The sequence below is a fragment of the Veillonella sp. VA141 genome (genome assembly GCF_003992175.1).
In the GTDB taxonomy this organism is placed as follows: Bacteria; Bacillota; Negativicutes; order Veillonellales; family Veillonellaceae; genus F0422.
On sequence record NZ_RQVM01000003.1, the window covers coordinates 196,181 to 217,730 of the forward strand.

Here is a 21,550-nt window from a genome sequence, read left to right on the forward strand (position 1 = left end):
AGACCATGACTAGAAATAAATTATATGAATATGTTGTGGACCAAAATGAGATGAATGGTTATGGTATCGATAGAGACAGTATTGAATGTGCTGTAGATATTATGGAATTTGTAGGCGGTGATTTGTACAGACCTCTCACACGCTTACTCTTAAGTAATTGGAAAGAAATTGCTAGCCGTATTGAAAGTTATACGGATGAGCAATGGAATTTTGTCCATCGTATTGCTGAGAACATGAAGGACTCTCTAGAACATGATCATGGTGATGAAACTCATCATTTATCTGATTGTGGTATTGCCATCTTCATTGAAATGTTAGAGGGGGATGACACCGCGATACAAACCTTACAAGGGGATACACCTATCACAGAAGAAGAACTGCGTCGGATTCGTGGCAAAGGATAAACTATATAAGCAATGGAGAAAAGTTGGATCTTAGATTCAGCTTTTCTTTTTGTATATAGGGGATGCGTACAGTCTACTCGTTGTGTCTGATTTGTATCGAACATACAGTACAATAAAATAACCATTCGTGATATAATATAGAAGTTACTAGATATAGAATTAACAATGAACTTTCAGGATTATAGAGATAGATATATAAGGAGGGACTATGAGCGGATTGCATCATTTTCCTGAGGAAGGCATACCTTTTCAAGTAGAGGCCCCCTATTCACCGATGGGTGACCAACCAAAGGCCATTCAGTCCTTGGCAGAGGGAATTGAACGAGGGGAATGGGCACAGGTATTACTAGGTGCTACAGGTACGGGAAAAACATATACCATGGCTAAACTCATCGAAGCCGTACAAAAGCCGACCTTGATCATTGCCCACAATAAAACATTAGCAGCCCAATTGGCCAGTGAGTTCAAAAGCTTTTTTCCTAAGAATGCAGTGGAATATTTCGTGTCTTATTACGATTATTACCAACCAGAGGCGTACATTGCCTCTACCGATACATATATTGAAAAAGATGCGTCCATCAATGAAGAAATCGATAAGTTGCGCCACTCGGCGACAATGAATTTGTTTGAACGGAAAGATGTAATCATCGTCGCATCTGTTAGCTGTATATACGGCTTAGGAGACCCAGAGGACTATAGTACGCTCTGTGTATCCTTACGACAAGGTCAGGAATATAGCCGTGATGACATACTTCGTAAATTAGTATCCATCCAATATACCCGAAATGATATGAACTTTGTGCGAGGTACTTTCCGAGTACAAGGGGATACGTTGGAAATTTTCCCAGCTGGTACCAGTGAAAGAGCCATTCGAGTAGAGATGTTTGGCGATGAAATCGATCGTTTAGTAGAAATCGATGTGCTTACAGGTGATGTGATTGTAGAGCGTAAACATGTGGCTATCTATCCAGCTTCTCACTATGTAACAACGAAGGAAAAGTTAGACCTTGCCATTGGGCGCATCGAGACAGAATTGGCTGAACGTTTGGCATACTTTAATGAAAATGGCCGTCTCTTAGAAGCGCAAAGATTGGAGCAACGAACAAGATATGACATTGAAATGATGCAGGAAATGGGTTATTGCTCGGGGATTGAAAACTACTCCCGTCTGTTGTCTAACCGTCAACCGGGAGAAGCGCCAATGACCCTTATCGACTATTTTACAGATGATTTCCTTATCATCATTGATGAATCTCATGTAACCTTGCCACAAATTCGTGCCATGTATAATGGTGACCAAGCTCGGAAACATAACTTGATCGACTACGGATTCCGCTTGCCATCGGCGGCGGATAATCGGCCTTTAAAATTTGAAGAGTTTGTGGAGAGAATCAACCAAATTGTCTATGTTTCTGCTACACCAGGGCCCTATGAAATGGAAGTACAGACGAATGTGGCAGAACAAATCATTCGTCCAACAGGTTTGCTAGATCCTATTATTGAAATCCGACCTATTAAGGGGCAGATGGATGATCTGTTAGGGGAAATTAAAGACCGTGCGAAGTCGGATGAACGGGTGTTAGTAACGACGTTAACGAAGAAAATGGCAGAGGATTTAACAAATTATCTAAAAGAAATGGGTATTCGAGTGCGTTATTTACACTCCGACATTGCCACCATTGAGCGGGCTGATATTATTCGTGATTTGCGAGCTGGTGTCTTTGATGTCCTCGTAGGAATTAACTTACTTCGGGAAGGCTTAGATATGCCAGAAGTATCCTTAGTGGCTATTTTAGATGCAGATAAGGAAGGATTCTTGCGCAGTGATACGTCCTTGATTCAGACCATAGGCCGTGCGGCTCGTAATGAAAAAGGGAAAGTTATTATGTATGCTGACCGTATTACAGGCTCTATGCAACGCGCCATGGATGAAACAGAACGTCGTCGTGCCTTGCAAGAGTCCTACAATACAGAACATGGTATTACACCACGCACAGTGCGCAAGGAAGTGAAAGATTTAATTGAGTTGACCAAAGTAGAAGGTGAAGTTGCTGCACCTAAAAAAGGTCGCAAGCCTAAAGTAGAAACGCCTGTGGTGTATGACAGCACAGCGCCGACAGAAGTGGTGGCAGAAACGGTTGAGCCACTTTCACAGAAAATACAGTACGAAACGAAAGAAGATGTATTCAATGCCATTGAAGAGACTACACGCCTCATGAAAGCAGCGGCGAAACAATTAGAGTTTGAACGAGCTGCAGAGTTGCGTGATGAATTGGGCAGATTGCGCCAAATTTGGTCAGACATGAATGAAGAATAGGAGTTATTTTGAAAGATCAATTAATTATTAAAGGAGCCCGTCAACATAATTTGAAGAACATTGACGTGGCTCTACCAAGAAATCAATTCATCGTATTAACAGGATTAAGTGGATCTGGTAAATCATCCCTAGCCTTTGATACGATTTATGCAGAAGGCCAACGGAGATATGTAGAGTCTTTATCTGCCTATGCTCGCCAGTTCTTAGGGCAAATGGATAAACCTGATGTAGATTACATTGAGGGGCTTTCACCGGCTATATCCATCGACCAAAAAACGACGAGCCGTAATCCTCGATCTACGGTGGGAACGGTGACAGAAATTTATGACTATTTGCGATTATTATTTGCTCGTATTGGTCGAGCTTACTGCCCTACTTGTGGAGAAGAGATTGCCCAACAGACTATTGAGCAAATAACAGACTTAGTCATGAAATTGCCGGAACGTACTAAGATTATGGTGATGGCTCCCGTGGTACGGGGTAAAAAAGGTCGCCATGAAAAAGTGTTGGAACAAATTCGTAAAAATGGATTTGCTCGTGTTCGCATCAATGGAGAGATTCATACCTTTGAGGACGAAATCAACTTAGATAAAAATAAAAAACACAATATTGAAATTGTTGTGGACCGTCTTGTTATTAAGGAAGGTTTAGAAAGCCGCTTGACGGACTCCTTAGAAACGGCCATTCATCATGGAGAAGGTTTTGTTATCATCCAAGAGGTCGACGGCCCAGCCCATCAATTTAGTGTTCATTTTACCTGTCCTAATGGTCACATTTCATTGCCGGAATTTGAACCTCGTATGTTTTCCTTCAACAGTCCTTTTGGTGCCTGTCCATCCTGTTTGGGATTAGGCAGTACCATGGAGGTAGATGAAGATCGTGTCATTCCAGATCCAATGGTGCCTTTTATAGATGGGGGAGTAGCCCCATTGAGTTCGAACCCTAATGCGTGGTTCATGCGTCAATTAGAGGGCTTGTTGAAAGCGCATGGATATACACTAGAAGCAAGTTTTTCAGAACTGCCTACAGCCTTACAAAAAGAAGTCATGTATGGTAGTACTGAGAAAGTGACTTTCGACTACGAAAATATGCGTGGAGAGGTGAAAACATTCCATACCGAATATGAAGGTATTTTGCCAATGGTGAAACGCCGTCATGCAGAGGCGACTACGGATAGCATGCGGGAAGAGTTCGAATCCTATATGTCTATTAAACCATGTACAGCTTGTAAGGGTGCTCGTTTGAAACCAGAATCCCTTGCCATCCGTGTAGGGGATAAAAATATAGATGAAGTGACACAGCTAACTATTAGTGAAGCGGTGGACTATTTTGGCAATCTACAGTTAACGGAACGAGAGGCTTTCATAGGGGCACAAATTTTGAAAGAAATCAATGCTCGCTTGGGATTCCTAAATAATGTGGGCTTAGATTATTTGACGATGAACCGCAGTGCCGGCACATTATCTGGTGGGGAAGCACAGCGAATTCGTTTAGCCACACAAATTGGTTCGGGACTCGTTGGGGTCTTATATATTTTAGATGAACCATCCATTGGCTTGCATCAACGAGATAATGACCGCTTAATCGAAACACTGAAAGGCTTGCGTGACTTAGGAAATACCTTACTCGTAGTAGAACACGATGAAGATACGATGCTAGCAGCGGACTATTTGGTAGATATTGGCCCTGCGGCAGGTGAGCATGGTGGTCAAATCGTGGCGCAAGGTACAGTACCAGAGGTAATGGCTGTGAAAGAATCCATTACTGGTCAATATTTAAGTGGTCAAAAGTATATTCCATTACCAAAAGAACGGAGAGAACCAACAAAAGCTTGTTTAGAGATTCGTGGAGCTAAAGAGAACAACCTACAACAAGTGAATGTGAAATTCCCTATCGGTTTATTTACTGTTGTGACCGGTGTGAGTGGATCCGGTAAATCGACATTGATCAACGAAATTTTATATAAAGGTGTAGCCAATGCACTCTACAGAAGTCATCATAAGGTAGGAGCCCATAAGGAGATTCGTGGTTTAGAGTATGTGGATAAAATCATCAACATTGACCAAAGTCCAATCGGTCGAACACCACGTTCTAATCCTGCTACCTATACAGGGGTCTTCGATGCCATCCGTGAGTTATATAGTCAAACCAATGAAGCGAAGATTCGTGGCTATAAAGCAGGGCGATTTAGCTTTAACGTCAAAGGCGGTCGCTGTGAAGCGTGTCGTGGAGATGGTATCATCAAAATCGAAATGCATTTCTTGCCAGATGTGTATGTACCGTGTGAGGTATGTAAAGGAGCTCGATATAATCGAGAGACTATGGAAGTGAAGTACAAAGGTAAAAGTATTGCCGATGTATTGGACATGGTCGTGGATGAAGCGGTAGATTTCTTTAGCGCTATCCCAAAAATTCACCGTAAATTGGTAACTTTACAAGAGGTGGGCTTAGGCTATATTCGCTTAGGTCAAGCGGCGACTACCTTGTCTGGTGGGGAAGCACAGCGTGTGAAACTAGCCACTGAACTGGCTCGGCGCAGTACAGGGAAAACCTTATATATCCTGGATGAGCCGACTACTGGATTACATGTAGAAGATATCCGCAAGCTTTTAGAGGTATTGCAAAAGCTTACAGATGGTGGTGATACTGTGGTGGTTATCGAGCATAATTTAGATGTGATCAAAACGGCGGACCATATTATCGACTTAGGTCCAGAAGGTGGCTTCCGTGGTGGTACTATTGTGGGCACCGGTACACCTGAGGAGATTGCTGCTTTACCTGAAAGTTACACGGGTAAATTCTTAGGTCCTGTGTTAGATAAAACTAGGAACTATATGGAACAACATCCTTTGGTTGATGAGGAAATACTATGAATCCCATAGATCCACAGTTGCAAGCAGAAGAAGTGAATTTTAATCCCTCTAGTCAGAAAGATATGATGATGGGAGATTTAGAACAGCAAGCGTATATACTGGAAAAGGTCAGTCATCTACCTATCACGCCAGGGGTTTACTTATGGCGTGATAAGTACCAGCGCATCATCTATGTAGGAAAGGCCATCAACTTGCGCAATCGAGTGCGGTCTTATGTGCAGCAAGATGTGAATCGCTCTGTAAAAGTAACCGCTATGATGCGTCGTGCGTGGGATGTGGAAACGATTCAAACGAAAACAGAAATGGAAGCCCTAATCCTAGAGGCAACCTTAATTAAGGAGCATCATCCGAAATATAATATTATGCTTCGTGATGACAAGACATATCCTTATGTAAAGATCACCGTGCAAGAGGACTTTCCACGCCTCTTTATGACTCGTCGCTTAGAACGCGACGGAGCCAAGTATTTTGGACCTTTCACGGACGTTACAGCGGTACATCATGTACTGCGTATCTTGCGTTCCTATTATCCATTGCGCACTTGTAAAAGTATGAAAGTAGAACGACCTTGTTTGCAATATCATATGCACTATTGTGAAGGTCCTTGCATGAACTATGTGACGGTAGAATCCTATCGCAAATACATAGATGACATTGTAGCCCTTTTTGAAGGAAAACAAGTCCAAGTGATCCAAGAGATTACGTCCAAGATGGAGCAAGCCTCAGAGGATCTGGAGTTTGAGTTAGCGGCAAAATACCGTGATGACTTGTTGAGTATCCAAAAGGTACAAGAAAAGCAACGCATGGTCACACAGCGAGGCGATATGGATGTACTAGGTATGGCCATCGATGGTCCAATGGCTTGTATTCAACTGTTTTTCATTCGCAGTGGTCGTTTATTGGGACGAGAAAATTACTTTGTCCAACATGAAGGGGATAGCCCAGAGCTAGTGATGACGGAGTTCATTAAACAATATTATGGAGGATCTACATTCATTCCTAAAGAATTGCTATTACCTATGGACAGTGTGGACCGTGAATTATTTAGTGAATGGTTCACCTCTATGAAAGGGCAACAAGTGGACGTATCTGTACCTCAACGGGGCTATAAAAAAGACCTTATCAAGATGGCGGAGGAAAATGCTCAGAACTTCTTGGCAGAACGCCGTCGTCAGTGGCAATACACCATCGATAAGGCCGGTGGGGCTGTGAAAAAATTAGCAGAAGTACTCGACTTGCCAAGATTGCCAGAGCGTATGGAATGTTACGATATTTCTCATATGCAAGGGGCAGAAACGGTGGCATCCATGGTGGTCTTTGAAGGTGGAAAGCCAGCGAAACGAGAGTATCGTCGATTCAAGCTGAAAACAGTACAAGGGAAGCCTGATGATTTTGCGTCCATGGCGGAGATTATGGAACGGCGCTACGGTAATGAAAAAGATTGGCCTATGCCAGATTTGATTATTATTGATGGTGGTAAAGGTCAGTTAAATGCAGCATTACCAGTCATCCGTGCTATGGGAGTTACTGATGTACCTGTCATATCTTTGGCAAAACGAATCGAAGAAGTATTCGTCGAAGGGGAGTCAGAAAGTATTATTCTAGAACACCATACGCCAGAATTACAATTGCTCCAACAAATACGTGACGAAGCCCATCGATTTGCTATTACCTACCATCGTAGATTGCGTGGAAAGCGGAACTTAGAATCCGTTCTCGACCATATTGAGGGGATCGGTCCGAAACGTAGAAAAGCGCTGTATAAGCACTTTGGTAATTTAGATGCTATGCGAGTAGCAGAGTTGGAAGAATTGGAAAGCGTTGAGGGGATGAACAAAAAAGCGGCGCTTGCTGTGTATGAGTTCTTTCGGCGTTTGAAATAATGGAAACGAGCAACACATTCCTCCACAAACTGATCCTACGGTAGGTTTGCTCCGGAATATGTTGCTCGTTTCTTGCATAGATTGATTTTGATGCCCTATGGAAAGAACTCATCCACAGGTGGGGCGCCGAGGAGAGAATGGATACTTGTTTCTCTATGAAGTCTGTGGCGTACGGGATTTAAGCTAGCAAAGGGAAGAGCACGGTATACCCCTCACAAACGGTATTTCATAATGTTTGTTCGGGGCACACCGTGCTCTTCTTGTGTTTGTTGTATTTAGGTAATAAAGAAACGCCACAGAGACGCTATCATTGGTAGTGTATCTTAAGGAATTGTTGCTCGTTTCTTACGTGGATTAATTTTGATACCACACGGAATGAACTCATCCACAGGTGGGCGTCACTTGTTTTGTTATGAAATCTTGTGGTGCTTGTTTATATAGCAAAGGAAACGAGCAACATATTCCTCCACAAACTGATACAGTGGTTAGGTTTGCTCCGGAACATGTTGCTCGTTTTTGGTGTTGTTTGATTTAGTCAATAAGGGCGCCGCAGGATCTTCTACGCTAGTGCTGCGTTCCTTATGGATAGATTATCTATTTTCTAAAAAAATATCTTTCAAAAGATAACGTTTTGCATAGTTTATGCTATAATGAAAATACAGAAGGGTCACCGACGTGAGTTGGGCTCATCTCTTCCTAACTATAGGAGGAGGTGGTACTATGACAAAGTTTGAAAAAATCTATTTAATGATTTTAATTTTAGACTTACTAGTACAAATCATTGATTTGTTCAAATAATTAATGATAACGCCTAACGACATAAGGTTTCCTAGACCTTAATACGTTAGGCGTATCTACTTTAGCACTTTAGAGATGAGCCTAACGCCTTCGACACGTTGGTGGCCCTTCTTTTTATTACATATAGTATACCATATTTTTATAGAAATTACAAAAATTGTTATGTATAACTCTCTGTTGCTATGAACGACATATGATATTGTTATGGTATACACATAAATGAATTTGTCAAAGCATAGTACAATCAAAAAGATCACGGTATTCTCCTCACAAATGATAAGTCATAGTATTTGGAGTACATCGTGATCTTCTTTTATGTTTTTGTATTAGTTATTATTGCTTTCATCGTCATCGCTAGGTGCCAACATGGAGTAGAAGGCCCATAGTAGGATGAACCAGAATGGTGTAAACATGAGGGCGATGCGTGTGTCACTTTGTAATGCTAGTACCACCAAGATAAATAGGAAGAACGCTAGGATCAGGTAATTCATGAATGGGTACAGTGGCATTTTGAAAGAAGATTGCTTCGCCAGTTCTGGTCTTTGCTTGCGATATTTGAGATGGCATACGACGATGATGGCCCAAATATAGATAAAGCAGAATGTAGAGATAGATGTAATCATGATGAATACGCTTTCAGGCATGACATAGTTCAAGACTACGGTAAATAGTAAAGCTGCAGCGGAGAATAGTGTTGCCTGATAGGGTACAGCATGGTTCGTCAATCGTTTCATTCGACTCGGTGCATGTCCGCGTTTTGATAATGCGTAGATCATACGGCTAGTGGAAAAGATACCGGAGTTGGTAGCAGATGCTGCCGATGTTAGAACAACGAAGTTTACGATGCTCGCAGCAGCCAGGATACCCACTGCATTAAACACAGCCACGAAGGGACTAGAATTTGGATCTACTGCAATCCATGGGTAAATACTCATGATAATCGCCAGAGATCCAATATAGAATAGAATAATTCGCAATGGAATATTGTTAATGGCCATAGGGATAACTTTTTTTGGATTTTCCGTTTCCCCAGCTGTGAGGCCTACTAGTTCAATGCCTGTGAAAGCAAATACTACCATTTGGAAAGATAAGATAAAGCCCATGGTTCCATTTGGAAACCAACCGCCGTAATTCCATAGGTTATCAAAGGCAGCCGCTCCAGCATTGGTAGTGAATCCTGTAAGAATCATGATAAGCCCGATAATGATGAGTGATACGATGGCGATTACTTTTATTAAAGCGAACCAAAACTCCATTTCACCAAAGTGTTTGACCGCTGTCAAATTCATAACTAGTAATATGCCTAGTACGATGAGGGCCGGTATCCATTGTGGCATCCACGGTATCCAGTACTGCATGTACAAGCCGACCGCAGTTAAGTCCGCCATGGCCAGTGAAAGCCAACAGAACCAATAGGTCCAACCTGTAATGAAGGCCGCTCGGTCACCTAAATATTCTTCTACAAAGTCAATGAAGGAATGGTGATCTAAATTGGAAAGCAATAACTCTCCTAAAGCACGCATCATGAAGAAACAGATAATACCTGTAATCAGATACGTGAGGAGGATAGAGGGGCCCGCTAAACTAATAGATCGCCCAGAGCCGAGGAATAAACCTGTACCGATAGCACCACCGATGGCTAATAATTGAACGTGGCGATTTTTAAGACCACGCTTTAACTCTTGTTGCGAGTCCGTCATAGTAAAACCTCCTTAATACAATATAAACTTTTATATTTGATAATACTAAACTATTTTCTATAGAATGTCAATTAATGCTAGTAAATTACTATGGTTAGACAGTAAAAAGGCTTTCATGTATTTCTAAGAAATACCTTTGAAAGCCGATTACGTGTATTTAATATCTTAGCGTATGCTTAAAAATAGATTACATTCTTTTATATAATCTCATGATTTTATATATTTTTTCTAGAGGATGTAGACAATAGCTTGTATATATATTGTAGTAGCATATATTCATCTATAAGAAACCTATCTGATACATTCAACTTTTAATCCCAATAGTGATGAGTAGATATAAGAAAAGAAAGACTGATACAGTATATATCTTAATAGCAAGTTATACTAGATTGCTATGGAAGTCCTCTAGGATGCGTTGAGCCACGCTTTCAGGAGTACCAGTGTTCAGAACTTGTGCTTGACGGAATCGTGTATATAGGGGAGCCCGTACTGTGTACAATTGTTGTAATCGTTCTATGCCACCAGAGGAGAGGATACGTCCTGTTGTATCTAATTCTTCTAAAGGACGATAAATTTCATAGATTCGTCCATTTTGTCTTAAGGGAGCAAAGTTCTCTGGTGTGGTGACAGCACCGCCACCAGTGGAGATGATAAGACCTGTCTGCTTTCCTATGTCACTGATGATATTAGATTCTACTGTGCGAAAGGCAGCTTCACCGTGCGTTAAAATATAATCACTAATGGAACCGACTTCCTCTATTATGCGGCTATCGATATCTACTAGTGGTCTTCCTGTTAGGTTGGCTAAGGCTTTGCCAATGGTACTTTTACCAGACCCAGGCATACCAATTAAAATAATATTTTCTTGATCTTGTCGAAATTGTTTGTATAGGTCTGAAAGGATACTTTCATCATAGGTGCGATGTAAAAATAAAGCACTCGCCGCAATGGCTTGGGACAATAAGAAGATGAGCCCATTCACATGAGGAATGCCGAGAGATTTCGCTTCTAACAAAATACCTGTACGATGGGGATTGTACACCAAGTCGATAACACCTTCTAAGTGAGTAAAAGGGGCTAATTGAATGCTTTGGTCAGGACAATAAGGATACATACCAACTGGAGTACAGTTGATAATTATCTGTGCTCGTTCATAAAATTGTGCAATGTGCCCATATGTAGGAAAGCGATGGCGGCTGATATGGGTAATAGAGGCGGCGCCTAATCTTTCTAATGCCACATGCACTGTATTGGACGAGGCTCCATCACCTAAAATTAAACAATGCTTATTTGTCACTTCTATGCTAGACCAATCCAAGGTGGCTAGGAAGCCATCATAGTCCGTATTGGTCCCATACCAAGAACCATCTGCTTGGCGCACCATAGTGTTGACACAACCAATTGCTTTTGCAATATCACTGATGTGATGACAAGCCTGTAAGGCATTGATTTTATAGGGAATGGTAATATTTAAGCCTTGTAATTCAGAACGATTAAAAAAATCTTGTAGTTGGTCTGGTTCCATTTCAAATATGTCATAGGATGTATTTCCTAAGGCTTGATGAATCATGGGGGAGTAGGTGTGGCCCAAGGTGCGGCCTAATAATCCAAACATTTACACCTCCAACGCAGGATGACTGAAATGACGGAATACATGTGGATCATGTTCTAGTACAAAATCTAAGAGGACAAGAGCCGTTAGAGCTTCTACTACAGGAACGGCACGTAGCGCTACGCAAGGGTCATGGCGACCTTTAATTTGTAATACTTCAGCACTATGGTTACTGAGGGATACTGAGTTTTGCTCATGATAAATGGACGGTGTGGGCTTAATCCCTACTTGCATCACAAGGGGCATACCGTTGGTAATACCACCTTGGATGCCACCGCTGTTATTGTTTTTGGTACGAACACCTTCATCAGTGATGATGAAAGGATCGTTTTGCTTGCTTCCACGGGACGCACAGCCAGGGAAACCAGACCCAAAGGAAATGCCTTTCACTGCAGGCATGCCGAACAGCGTAGCGCCTAAGCGATTTTCAATACCATCATAATTGGGATTCCCCATGCCAACAGGTAAACCTGTGGCAAATACCTCTACGATGCCACCAGTGGAATCGCCCGATGTTTTTAATTCTAATACAAGTTGCTCTGCTGTATGACGTTGCACAGGGTCTAACATAGGAATCGCTTCAGTGCTGATACTAGCGAGCTTGTCCATAGGTGGGTTAGTATAATCGATAGATGTATCTGGGACAGTGCCAACTTGTGCTAAGTGTGCACGCACATGAATGCCGATGGATTCTAATAGTTGTATAGCAATGCCACCAGCTACGCAAACAGGGGCTGTTATGCGAGCAGAGAAATGACCGCCCCCACGCATATCCACATACTCACCATAGCGCATGCGAGCGGTGTAATCTGCATGAGATGGGCGTGGCACATCTCGTAGTTTATCGTAATCCCCACTTCGTTGTGATGTATTTTTAATTGTGAAAGCCAAAGGAGAACCGCTCAGTCTTCCTTGTACGATGCCTGATTGAAACTCAGGGATATCTGCTTCTTTTCTTTGTGTTTGTAATTGATGTTGCCCTGGAGCTCGTCGTTTTAGAAAGGCTTGCAAGGTTTCTAGATTGACAGGAAATCCACAAGGAAGTCCGTCTATAACTCCGCCAATAGCTTGACCGTGAGAGGCACCGAAGGTGGAGACTTTCACAGTACGACCGAAATAGGATGCCATAATTACTCCTTACTTGTTAAATACATTTATATAGTATGTGTCTGCCCACCTAATCGTTTCCAGTCTTCAAAAAAGTGAGGATACGACTTACTGATGGCTTCACTGTCTTGCAAGATTATAGGGGAGGTAGCGATGAGTGCGTTTAAGGCACCAGCCATGACGAGGCGATGGTCATTCACACAGTCTACAGTGCCACCATCAAGCGTACCTGTTCCTGTAATATACAGGTTATCCCTTTCCATGCGCACGATACCACCAGAATCACGAACAAGTTGTGCCACCGCTGCTAAACGATCTGACTCTTTCAATCGAAGGCGAGCTCCATTGATGAAAGTAGATTCTCCTTCTATGGAGCAAGCTAAGCTAGATAAAATAGGTAACAAATCTGGCATTTGTTCTAAATTTACATGGATTGGCTTATGTGCTTTGCCAGTGATCGTGATAGTAGATCCATTCCACGTACAAATGACACCAGCGCTTTCTAAAATGGAAAGAATCCGTTTATCTGCTTGTACAGAATCAGGACGTAAACCTGTGACAGAAATAGATTGTCCTGTCATAGCGGCTGCTACTAGCCAAATGGCACCATTAGACCAATCTCCCTCAATCAGATATTTCTCATTACCGTGGAAGTGTTGGTTCTCTTCGATAATAAAACTTGGATATCTTTCTTCGGTAGTGCCTTCTATTACTTGCACACCAAAGTCTTTCATCGTTTCTATGGTTAATGTCACATAGTCTTTCGATTGTAAGGAACTTGTGCAATTAACGGTGGTGTGCCCCAGTTGTGGAGCTGCCAGAAGAAGACCTGAGAAAAATTGAGAACTTACGGTCCCCGTCATGGTGAAGGTACCACCTTGCAGACGACCTGTCATAGTGAAAGGCGGTGCGTCTTGTGAAAACGATACGCCGTGGTCTTTCATTTCGCTCAACAATGGTTCTAGTGGTCGTTCTGGTAGACGTCCTTTGGCATCTACTTTCACAGTGTCACAAATCGAGGCGGACACAGGTAAGAGTAAGCGTAAGGTTGTACCTGATTCGTGGGGTAATACCTGTCCTATAGAAGGGGAAGGGCCAGGAGTAATATGAGCCACACCATTTTCATGGGTAATCGTTGCACCAAGGGCTCGCAAGGAATCCATGGTAGCATCAATGTCCTTGGAAGAGTGGGAAATTAAAATCGAGCTAGGACTCGTGGCAAGGGCCGCTGAGATAAGTGCCCGATGAGCATGGGCCTTAGCCGGTATGGCTGGGATTGTGCCACGTAAGAGCACATTGGAAACATGTTGCATAGAAATCCTTTCTGGTATCATTACCATAACCACTGGGAAGTAGTATAAGGATACTGATAAAAGGTAAATATAGAATCTGTTTAGTTTACATGTAAATAATATTGTTATACGTAATAGATATACAGAATAGAAATGGTAGTTATATTCTACAGTAGTTAGCCAATTCAGAGAAGGTAACTTTTTTTAGCACCGACGTGCCATACCCTGTAGGAACTACGATGGTAATGGAAGAGCCAGAGGCTTTTTTATCGTGACTAGCTTCTTCTAAGATTACATCTTTTGATATCGTCGTTGTGGTGGGTAATTCATGGGCTATTAGCAACTGTTCAATACTAGAAACAATGGTAGGATCTAGCTCTTCGTTGGCTACTGCACCTTTTGCCATGATGAGGAGGCCCAAAGCAACGGCATTGCCGTGAGGGATGGTAAAAGCACTACCGTGCTCGATACCATGTCCAAAGGTATGACCTAAGTTCAACGTCGCACGAAGGCCGCTTTCCTTTTCATCTACTTCCACCACATGGGCTTTGATGCGCACACATTGAGCGATGACAGTATCTACATCTTCTGGATGTTGTAAGATTGGTCGTTCTCGAAGTTGATCTAGTAACTCTGGATGGTCTAAGAAACCATATTTGATGATTTCCCCACATCCATTAATCCATTCCTCTTTAGGTAAGGTAGAAAGTGTTTCTGGATCACAGAGAACGAGGATAGGTTGTTTAAAAGCACCCCATAAATTCTTACCACACTCTAGGTTAACAGCTGTTTTACCACCTACAGAGGAATCGACAGCAGCCAACAGTGACGTAGGTACTTGTACATAATCGATACCCCGTAAGTAGGTGGCAGCAGCAAATCCAGCTAGGTCGCCGACGACGCCACCACCTAAAGCAATAATGAGGTCTTTCCGAGTCAATTTTGCAGTTCCTAATGTTTCTACTAGGTCCATGAGACGATGGCCGTTCTTTTCACTTTCACCATGAGGAAACGTGTAGGTATGAACGGTGTAACCTGCCTGTTGTAGGGAATCTGAAACAGTAGAAGCATAGAGGGGGCCCACATTGTCATCAGTAACAATCATGACGGAACAAGCAGCTTTGATGTAGTGTAAGTACTTACCAATGTGAGGCAAGCTATTCCGCTCGATAATCACATCGTAAGAAGTGGAGGCTTGAATATGAATTGTATCCATAGGAGTGACCTATTTATGACCTAATGCGTCACGAAGTGTGAACACTTGGTTTGCCAAAGTAGCGAATTGCTCTGGGCGTAAGGATTGAGGACCATCACACAGTGCTTTTTCTGGATTGTTGTGAACTTCAATCATTAAACCATCAGCACCGCCACCAACGGAGGCTAAGGACAAGGAGGGAACCACACGGCTCATACCTGCTGCATGGCTTGGGTCCATAATGATTGGCAAGTGGGATAACTCGTGCATCATTGGAATAGCAGTGACATCCAATGTGTTACGAGTGCGTGTTTCGAATGTACGAATACCACGTTCGCAAAGAACGATTTGTTCGTTACCTTCGCTCATGATGTATTCTGCAGCCATTAACCATTCTTCGTAGGTTGCGCATAAACCACGTTTTAATAAGATTGGCTTACGCAATTTACCTACTTCTTTTAAAAGGTTGAAGTTTTGCATATTGCGAGCGCCGATTTGTAACATATCTACATTGTCGAAGTATTCTAATTGAGAAATATCCATGATTTCTGACACAATAGGTAGACCAGTTTCTTTTTTAGCTTCTTCTAATAAGGCTAAACCACTTGGTCCCATGCCTTGGAAAGAGTATGGAGAAGTACGAGGTTTGAAAGCGCCACCACGAAGAATGCCAGCACCAGCCGCTTTTACAGCCTTCGCTACTTCGATAACTTGTTCTGGTGTTTCTACAGAGCAAGGGCCTGCGATGATAGCAAAGTGACCGCCACCGATTTTTGCATTTCCTACAGTAACCACCGTATCTTGAGGATGGAATTTACGATTTGCCTTTTTGAAAGGCTCTTGGATACGCATAACCTTTTCAACGTATGGAAGGGATTCAATGGTGCGTAAATCGACACGGGATGTATCGCCTATCAAACCGATGATATCTTGTTGTTCTCCATGTACTGGATGTAATGAAACGCCAGTGGCTTCTAACTGTTGACGTAGTTCTGCAATTTGTGCTTCTGTTGCTGTAGTGTGTAATCGAATAATCATAAGATCCTCCTAAAAATCTTAATATGTATAGGCATTTGTGAGTGGTGGTATAGGAAGATATATAAAAAGGGCTACCCGCCTATACCTAGTACGGGTAGCCCTTACCACTATTTAAAGCCACTCAGTGATGATACCTAAATTAGCGTAGCTCAAATAGTTCTTTACCCGTAGTTTGGATAAAGAACCAAAAAAATGTATTTGCATTTGTTGTAGCTAAATTGGCTTGCTTCATCATTGTAGTGACTCCTTTCTTTCAATAATTGCGTTTAGTATACTCCATTCATTTAAGTTTGGCAAGAAAAAAATTCAAATTGGGATCAAAATTAGGATCAAATGCAAAAAAGGATTATCAACAGCAGTGAGAATTAAATATTCTTATAATATCTGCATAAAAGATATATGATAATTTTATCAATTATAACTAATTGGTATAATAATACTTTACTATATAAAGTATGCATAATAGCATATTTATAGGTATATAAGGATGTACGAAGTATAAATAACAATGTATAATGACAGTAGTTTATTGATATCTATTATTGATTGTGGAGGCTTTTATGAAAATTACACGTCATGTATCAGCAGTGATGGCTGCATTAGTAGTAACAGGAATGTCTTATTCCGTAATGGCTACAGATATTACTATGTATAGTGATAAAGCAGAAAACTTAATTGGTTTATCGATGGGCTCTCAAAAGCAAACGGAACCTGACGTTAAGCATATAGAAGACACGTTGACCGTCAATGTACATGGTAAAAGCTTGATGGAAATGGAGAACGGTAAAAGTAAAAGTAAAAATGTAGCAGGGATTTTTATTGGATACGGATCTCAATTGACCATAGATAAAGATCTCATTGTACGATTAAAAAATGATGCGCCAGCATCTAAGCGTGAATTGGGACATTATTATATGAGTGCTGTCTATTCTGGTCTTGGTGGTAAGGTGCCACATCATAATGATAATCCTAACAGAGACTATGGTGATAGCAATATTCATGTGAAAGGCAATGTAGATATTGACGCTGTGGGAGTAGGATTACAAGCTAATCACCGAGGCCATATTATCGTTGATGGCGGTGGTCGTATTATAACGCATCCTGTTACAACGTCAGATATCTATTCTGTTGTGGCAGAAGAGGGCGATGTATATGTGAATGCAGGTACCGATGGTAAACACCCAGGTACGAAAGATTTAGTGGCTATTGGTAATGTAGGGTTAATTAATAAAGATTATGGTGATAATCCAAATCCTAATGAAGCGCCAGCAAATATAGGACTAGCTTTTACAACCTCTAACTCTAAGCTTACTGGTGCTGTGTTAAATGAATATGCTGAAAGTAATAAAAATCCGCATAATTCTGGTGCCGATATCTATTTACAAAATGGTGCTACTTGGAATAATGAATGGATTGGTATGGAACGACCTACACCAAAAAAACCACGTCCATCAGGAGATGATGCAGCCTACTTATATAAAGGCAGTAAAGTTCGTAATCTTGTAGGTGGTGTAAATCTAACCTCAGCAGGTATTATCCATCCTATCGATGCTCGTCCTATTACGATTCAAAACTATAGTGGTTTTGTAAATGCTGATTATAAAACAGGTGCGCTAGCGAGCGAAGCTGGCAATGGACAAATCATAATTCAACATGCCGCTGATCATAGCCACATCACTGTACAAGGTGATAGTGCTAAGAATTTGACTGATGATGCAAGTTATCGTGCAGAAATGAAATCGTTAGCCACTAAATTACAATATACTGGGAATGATAAGAAACTAGCTGCTGCTGTTCAAGTTAATGAAGGTATTACAAGACCGGCTGCTATGACGGAACTTGGTACAAATGCATTTGATGCACAAGGTAATCTTGTCGTTACTGATACCGCGACGGTAACACATGCTAGTGAATCTTCCTTGGTAAGTGGTGCGAAATCTGCTCTCACATCTACAGCGATAGCTTGGCATAATACTACGAACGATTTACAACGTCGTTTAGGGGACCTTCGTTTGACTAATACAAACCAAGGTGTATGGGCTAAATACATTGGTGGCAAATCTAACATGACAAATGGTGCTGATGCTCATATGACATATAATGGTGTACAAGTTGGTTATGATCATAAGGTATCCAATGGTTGGATTTTTGGTGGCGCTCTAGATTACAGTACGTCTAGTAATTCCTATGCCGTTGGCAACGGAGACAGCAAAACCGTTGGTATTGGGTTATATGGTACAAAACAACATGATGATGGACGTTACTTAGATATCATCGCTCGTGGAAACCGCTTATCCAATACTTACAAACTTCATTCACTAGGGGGACATCAATTGAATGGGGAGTATCATACATTTGGTACCTCTTTAAGTGCTGAATACGGTAAACGTATTAAACAACAAAATGGTTTCTACATGGATCCTAGTGTAGAATTTATTATAGGTCGTTTGAATGGCGTATCCTATGATGCTAATCTTGTTGGTGGTGGCTCTATGCATGTGAAAGCTGACGCTGTTAACTCTGCTGTAGGTCGATTGGGTCTTGGCATTGGTAGAGAAACAGAAACATCCAACATCTTTGCAAAACTCGCATTGGCTCATGAATTCTCTAGTAAGGTCAATACGACATATTCCGCGCCAGGTAATCCAACAGTACATACAGAACTTGATTTGAAAGATACATGGCTTGATGCTGAAATTGGAGGCTCCTGGAGCGTTCGTCCAAGTACATATGTATATGGTACATTCACTAAAAACTTTGGTGCTACTATAGACACTACATGGCGTATTGATGCGGGAGTACGGTATAACTTCTAATTAAATCTTGTACTAATAGTCCTTATAGCGTATGCTGTAAGGACTATTAGTATTTAAGGAGGATAGTATGGTAAAAGTCTTATTCATCTGTCACGGTAACATTTGTCGCTCTACGATGGCAGAGTTTTATATGAAGCATATCGTTAACAAGGCGGGTTTAACTGATTCTATTTATATTGAGTCCGCAGCTACATCTCGTGAGGAGATAGGAAATGATACCCATTATGGAACTAAACAAAAATTAGATGAAATGGATATTCCTTATACTCGTCGCAAGGCCCGCCAAGTAACGATGTATGATTACCGTAACTTTGATTACCTCATCATCATGGATGAAAATAATGCAAGAAACTTGCGCCTCATTATTGATGATGACGTTGACCATAAGGTGTATAAGGCTATGATGTTTGTTGGGGAAAGTCGAGATGTAAAAGACCCTTGGTATACGGGAAATTTTGACGAAACCTATGACGATATAAGTCGTAGCTGTGATGCCCTATTAGAGTTGATCAAAGAACAATTATTTAAGTAAAAGTATAATGTAATAAGCCCCCAGTGTTATCTGAAGTAGATATAACATGGGGGCGGTACTTTTTATGGAAACTTAAATTGGGCTCAAATGCAAAAACTGGATTCTCAACAACGGTGAGAATCCAGTTATATCAATGGTGCGCCTAGCAGGAATCGAACCTGCGCACCCGGTTCCGGAGACCGGCGCTCTATCCCCTGAGCTATAGGCGCGTGTATACCGTTAAAGTATACCATGAAATAATGGTCAGTACAATAGTGAACCTCATGGTGAAGGATTGAAACATATAGTGCTCTATCATACTTTGATATACAAACCGATGCCCAGTGTGATATAATATACTAATTCGCATAATACATAACAAGATTTTAAAGGAGGACCCTTTCATATATGCAAATTAAATTTGAAGATTTACAAATTAGCGAACCCATTTTACGAGCTTTAAACGACATGGGATTTGAAGAACCAACACCGATTCAACGTGAAGCCATTCCAGCGGCGAAGTCCGGTCAAGACATGATTGGTCAAGCACAAACTGGTACTGGTAAAACAGCTGCCTTCGGTATCCCAGCGTTAGAGCAAGTGGATCCAACAATCCAAGATCCACAAGTATTGATTCTTTCACCCACACGCGAATTAGCAATTCAAGTGGCGGAAGAGTTAAATAAAATGGCGCAACATACTAACATTCAAGCCTTACCAATCTATGGTGGACAAGATATTGGACGTCAATTCCGTATGTTGAAAAAACATCCACAAGTGATTGTAGCGACACCTGGTCGTTTAATGGATCACATGGAGCGAAAATCTATTTCTTTTGACCATGTAAAAGTTGTCATTTTGGATGAAGCGGATGAAATGTTAAACATGGGCTTCGTAGATGATATCAATAAAATTTTGACAGCTGTTCCAGAAGAGCGTCAAACATTATTGTTCTCTGCTACAATGCCAAAAGCAATCCAAGAGTTGGCAGAAACATACTTAACAGAGCCAACATTAATCCGTATGAAACCAACACAAGTAACAATGGATTTAATCGAACAATATTATATCGAAGTACAAGATCGTCAAAAATTTGATGTATTGTGCCGTTTACTAGATATCCAAGCGCCAGAATTGGCTATCGTGTTCGGTCGTACAAAACGTCGTGTAGACGAAGTAACAGAAGCATTGAAAAAACGTGGTTACATGGCAGAAGGTATTCATGGTGACTTGTCTCAACAAAAACGTGACTCTGTGATTCGTCAATTCCGTGAAGGTACTATCGATATCTTAGTAGCTACAGACGTAGCGGCTCGTGGTTTAGATATTAGTGGCGTTACGCATGTGTATAACTACGATTTGCCACAAGATCCTGAAAGCTATGTACACCGTGTCGGTCGTACAGGTCGTGCTGGTAAAGCGGGCGTGGCAATGACATTCGTTATTCCACGTGAAATTGAGCATTTACATGCCATTGAACGTTTGACAAAACGCAAGATTGCTCGCCGTAAGGCTCCATCCTTGGGAGAAGTATTAGAAGGACAACAAAAAATTGCCGTAGAGAAATTGATTGCTTTAGCAGATAATCGTGAAGAATTAGCAAGCTATCGTTCTAGTGCAGAAGAATTGTTGAACGATATCGATTCTGTTACATTATTAGCAGCTGCTTTGAAATTGTTGACAAAAGAGCCAGATACAACTCCTGTTAGCATTACAGAAGAAGCGCCACTTCGCATACGTCGTCGCCGTGACAGTGGACGTCGAGATGGCCGTCGCCGTGATGATCGTCGTAGAGATGGTCGCCGTCGTGATGATCGTCGTGACGGAGATAGAAGACGTTCCTCTCGCGATCGTAGTCAACGTTCCAATAGTGGAGAGCGCCGTTCTCGTGATGGACAAAAACAACAAAAGCATCAAGGTAGCGGTTTCAAGCCGTATTTTAAAGATTAATTTCGTTAAGTAACGATATTTAAAATTAAACAATTCTGATTATTGTTTGGGAAT

General features: G+C 41.6%; 13 protein-coding genes and 1 tRNA gene. 7 read left to right on the top strand and 7 right to left on the bottom strand.

The window, feature by feature from the left end:
* Window positions 1–5: 5 nt before the first annotated feature.
* The 4 genes from EO112_RS05005 to uvrC all read left to right on the top strand — a co-directional run bounded on the left by EO112_RS05005 (window position 6) and on the right by uvrC (window position 7,477).
* Complete coding sequence (locus EO112_RS05005) at window positions 6–404, top strand: hypothetical protein (protein ID WP_127163249.1); 399 nt, start codon at window positions 6–8, stop codon at window positions 402–404.
* A 208-nt stretch (window positions 405–612) separates the two neighbouring features.
* On the top strand, window positions 613–2,721 hold the full coding sequence (gene uvrB, locus EO112_RS05010) for an excinuclease ABC subunit UvrB (RefSeq protein WP_127010784.1): 2,109 nt from the start codon (window positions 613–615) through the stop codon (window positions 2,719–2,721).
* An 8-nt stretch (window positions 2,722–2,729) separates the two neighbouring features.
* Entirely contained in the window at window positions 2,730–5,594 is a 2,865-nt protein-coding gene (gene uvrA, locus EO112_RS05015) for an excinuclease ABC subunit UvrA (protein ID WP_127163251.1), read from the top strand.
* Between the two features lie 68 nt (window positions 5,595–5,662).
* Complete coding sequence (gene uvrC / locus EO112_RS05020) at window positions 5,663–7,477, top strand: excinuclease ABC subunit UvrC (protein WP_127163282.1); 1,815 nt, start codon at window positions 5,663–5,665, stop codon at window positions 7,475–7,477.
* Between the two features lie 1,124 nt (window positions 7,478–8,601).
* Here the strand turns inward: uvrC and EO112_RS05025 are convergent.
* The 6 genes from EO112_RS05025 to aroF form a co-directional block, all read right to left on the bottom strand.
* Window positions 8,602–9,975, bottom strand: a complete 1,374-nt coding sequence (locus EO112_RS05025) for an amino acid permease (protein ID WP_126940865.1) — start codon at window positions 9,973–9,975, stop codon at window positions 8,602–8,604.
* Between the two features lie 379 nt (window positions 9,976–10,354).
* Window positions 10,355–11,590, bottom strand: coding sequence for a shikimate kinase (locus EO112_RS05030; RefSeq protein ID WP_127163253.1), 1,236 nt, complete (start codon window positions 11,588–11,590; stop codon window positions 10,355–10,357).
* Window positions 11,591–12,715, bottom strand: coding sequence for a chorismate synthase (aroC, locus tag EO112_RS05035; protein ID WP_127163255.1), 1,125 nt, complete (start codon window positions 12,713–12,715; stop codon window positions 11,591–11,593).
* 26 nt (window positions 12,716–12,741) lie between these two features.
* Window positions 12,742–14,007 (bottom strand): 3-phosphoshikimate 1-carboxyvinyltransferase, encoded by a 1,266-nt coding sequence (gene aroA / locus EO112_RS05040; protein WP_038144488.1) that lies wholly within the window; start codon window positions 14,005–14,007, stop codon window positions 12,742–12,744.
* Between the two features lie 139 nt (window positions 14,008–14,146).
* Window positions 14,147–15,202, bottom strand: a complete 1,056-nt coding sequence (gene aroB / locus EO112_RS05045) for a 3-dehydroquinate synthase (RefSeq protein ID WP_127163257.1) — start codon at window positions 15,200–15,202, stop codon at window positions 14,147–14,149.
* A 9-nt stretch (window positions 15,203–15,211) separates the two neighbouring features.
* Window positions 15,212–16,219 carry a 3-deoxy-7-phosphoheptulonate synthase gene (gene aroF, locus EO112_RS05050; RefSeq protein WP_127163260.1) on the bottom strand — a complete coding sequence of 336 codons (1,008 nt, stop codon included), beginning with the start codon at window positions 16,217–16,219 and terminating at the stop codon, window positions 15,212–15,214.
* Window positions 16,220–16,779: 560 nt separating this feature from the next.
* Here aroF and EO112_RS05055 point away from each other — a divergent pair.
* Complete coding sequence (locus tag EO112_RS05055; protein ID WP_127161218.1) at window positions 16,780–19,035, top strand: autotransporter outer membrane beta-barrel domain-containing protein; 2,256 nt, start codon at window positions 16,780–16,782, stop codon at window positions 19,033–19,035.
* Between the two features lie 67 nt (window positions 19,036–19,102).
* Window positions 19,103–19,567 carry a low molecular weight protein-tyrosine-phosphatase gene (locus EO112_RS05060; protein WP_127135966.1) on the top strand — a complete coding sequence of 155 codons (465 nt, stop codon included), beginning with the start codon at window positions 19,103–19,105 and terminating at the stop codon, window positions 19,565–19,567.
* 134 nt (window positions 19,568–19,701) lie between these two features.
* Here EO112_RS05060 and EO112_RS05065 read toward each other — a convergent pair.
* Window positions 19,702–19,776, bottom strand: a tRNA-Arg gene (locus EO112_RS05065).
* Between the two features lie 178 nt (window positions 19,777–19,954).
* Between EO112_RS05065 and EO112_RS05070 the strand changes: the two genes are divergently transcribed.
* Window positions 19,955–21,496 (top strand): DEAD/DEAH box helicase, encoded by a 1,542-nt coding sequence (locus EO112_RS05070; RefSeq protein WP_127163263.1) that lies wholly within the window; start codon window positions 19,955–19,957, stop codon window positions 21,494–21,496.
* The last annotated feature ends 54 nt before the right edge of the window (window positions 21,497–21,550 follow it).

Bases quoted from the DNA above. Each gene is read 5' to 3' on its own strand.
- EO112_RS05055 (WP_127161218.1), top strand. From the start codon at position 16,780: ATGAAAATTACACGTCATGTATCAGCAGTGATGGCTGCATTAGTAGTA.
- aroA (WP_038144488.1), bottom strand. From the start codon at position 14,007: ATGCAACATGTTTCCAATGTGCTCTTACGTGGCACAATCCCAGCCATA.
- EO112_RS05070 (WP_127163263.1), top strand. From the start codon at position 19,955: ATGCAAATTAAATTTGAAGATTTACAAATTAGCGAACCCATTTTACGA.
- aroB (WP_127163257.1), bottom strand. From the start codon at position 15,202: ATGGATACAATTCATATTCAAGCCTCCACTTCTTACGATGTGATTATC.
- uvrC (WP_127163282.1), top strand. From the start codon at position 5,663: ATGGGAGATTTAGAACAGCAAGCGTATATACTGGAAAAGGTCAGTCAT.
- EO112_RS05005 (WP_127163249.1), top strand. From the start codon at position 6: ATGACTAGAAATAAATTATATGAATATGTTGTGGACCAAAATGAGATG.
- EO112_RS05060 (WP_127135966.1), top strand. From the start codon at position 19,103: ATGGTAAAAGTCTTATTCATCTGTCACGGTAACATTTGTCGCTCTACG.
- uvrB (WP_127010784.1), top strand. From the start codon at position 613: ATGAGCGGATTGCATCATTTTCCTGAGGAAGGCATACCTTTTCAAGTA.
- EO112_RS05030 (WP_127163253.1), bottom strand. From the start codon at position 11,590: ATGTTTGGATTATTAGGCCGCACCTTGGGCCACACCTACTCCCCCATG.
- EO112_RS05025 (WP_126940865.1), bottom strand. From the start codon at position 9,975: ATGACGGACTCGCAACAAGAGTTAAAGCGTGGTCTTAAAAATCGCCAC.
- aroC (WP_127163255.1), bottom strand. From the start codon at position 12,715: ATGGCATCCTATTTCGGTCGTACTGTGAAAGTCTCCACCTTCGGTGCC.
- aroF (WP_127163260.1), bottom strand. From the start codon at position 16,219: ATGATTATTCGATTACACACTACAGCAACAGAAGCACAAATTGCAGAA.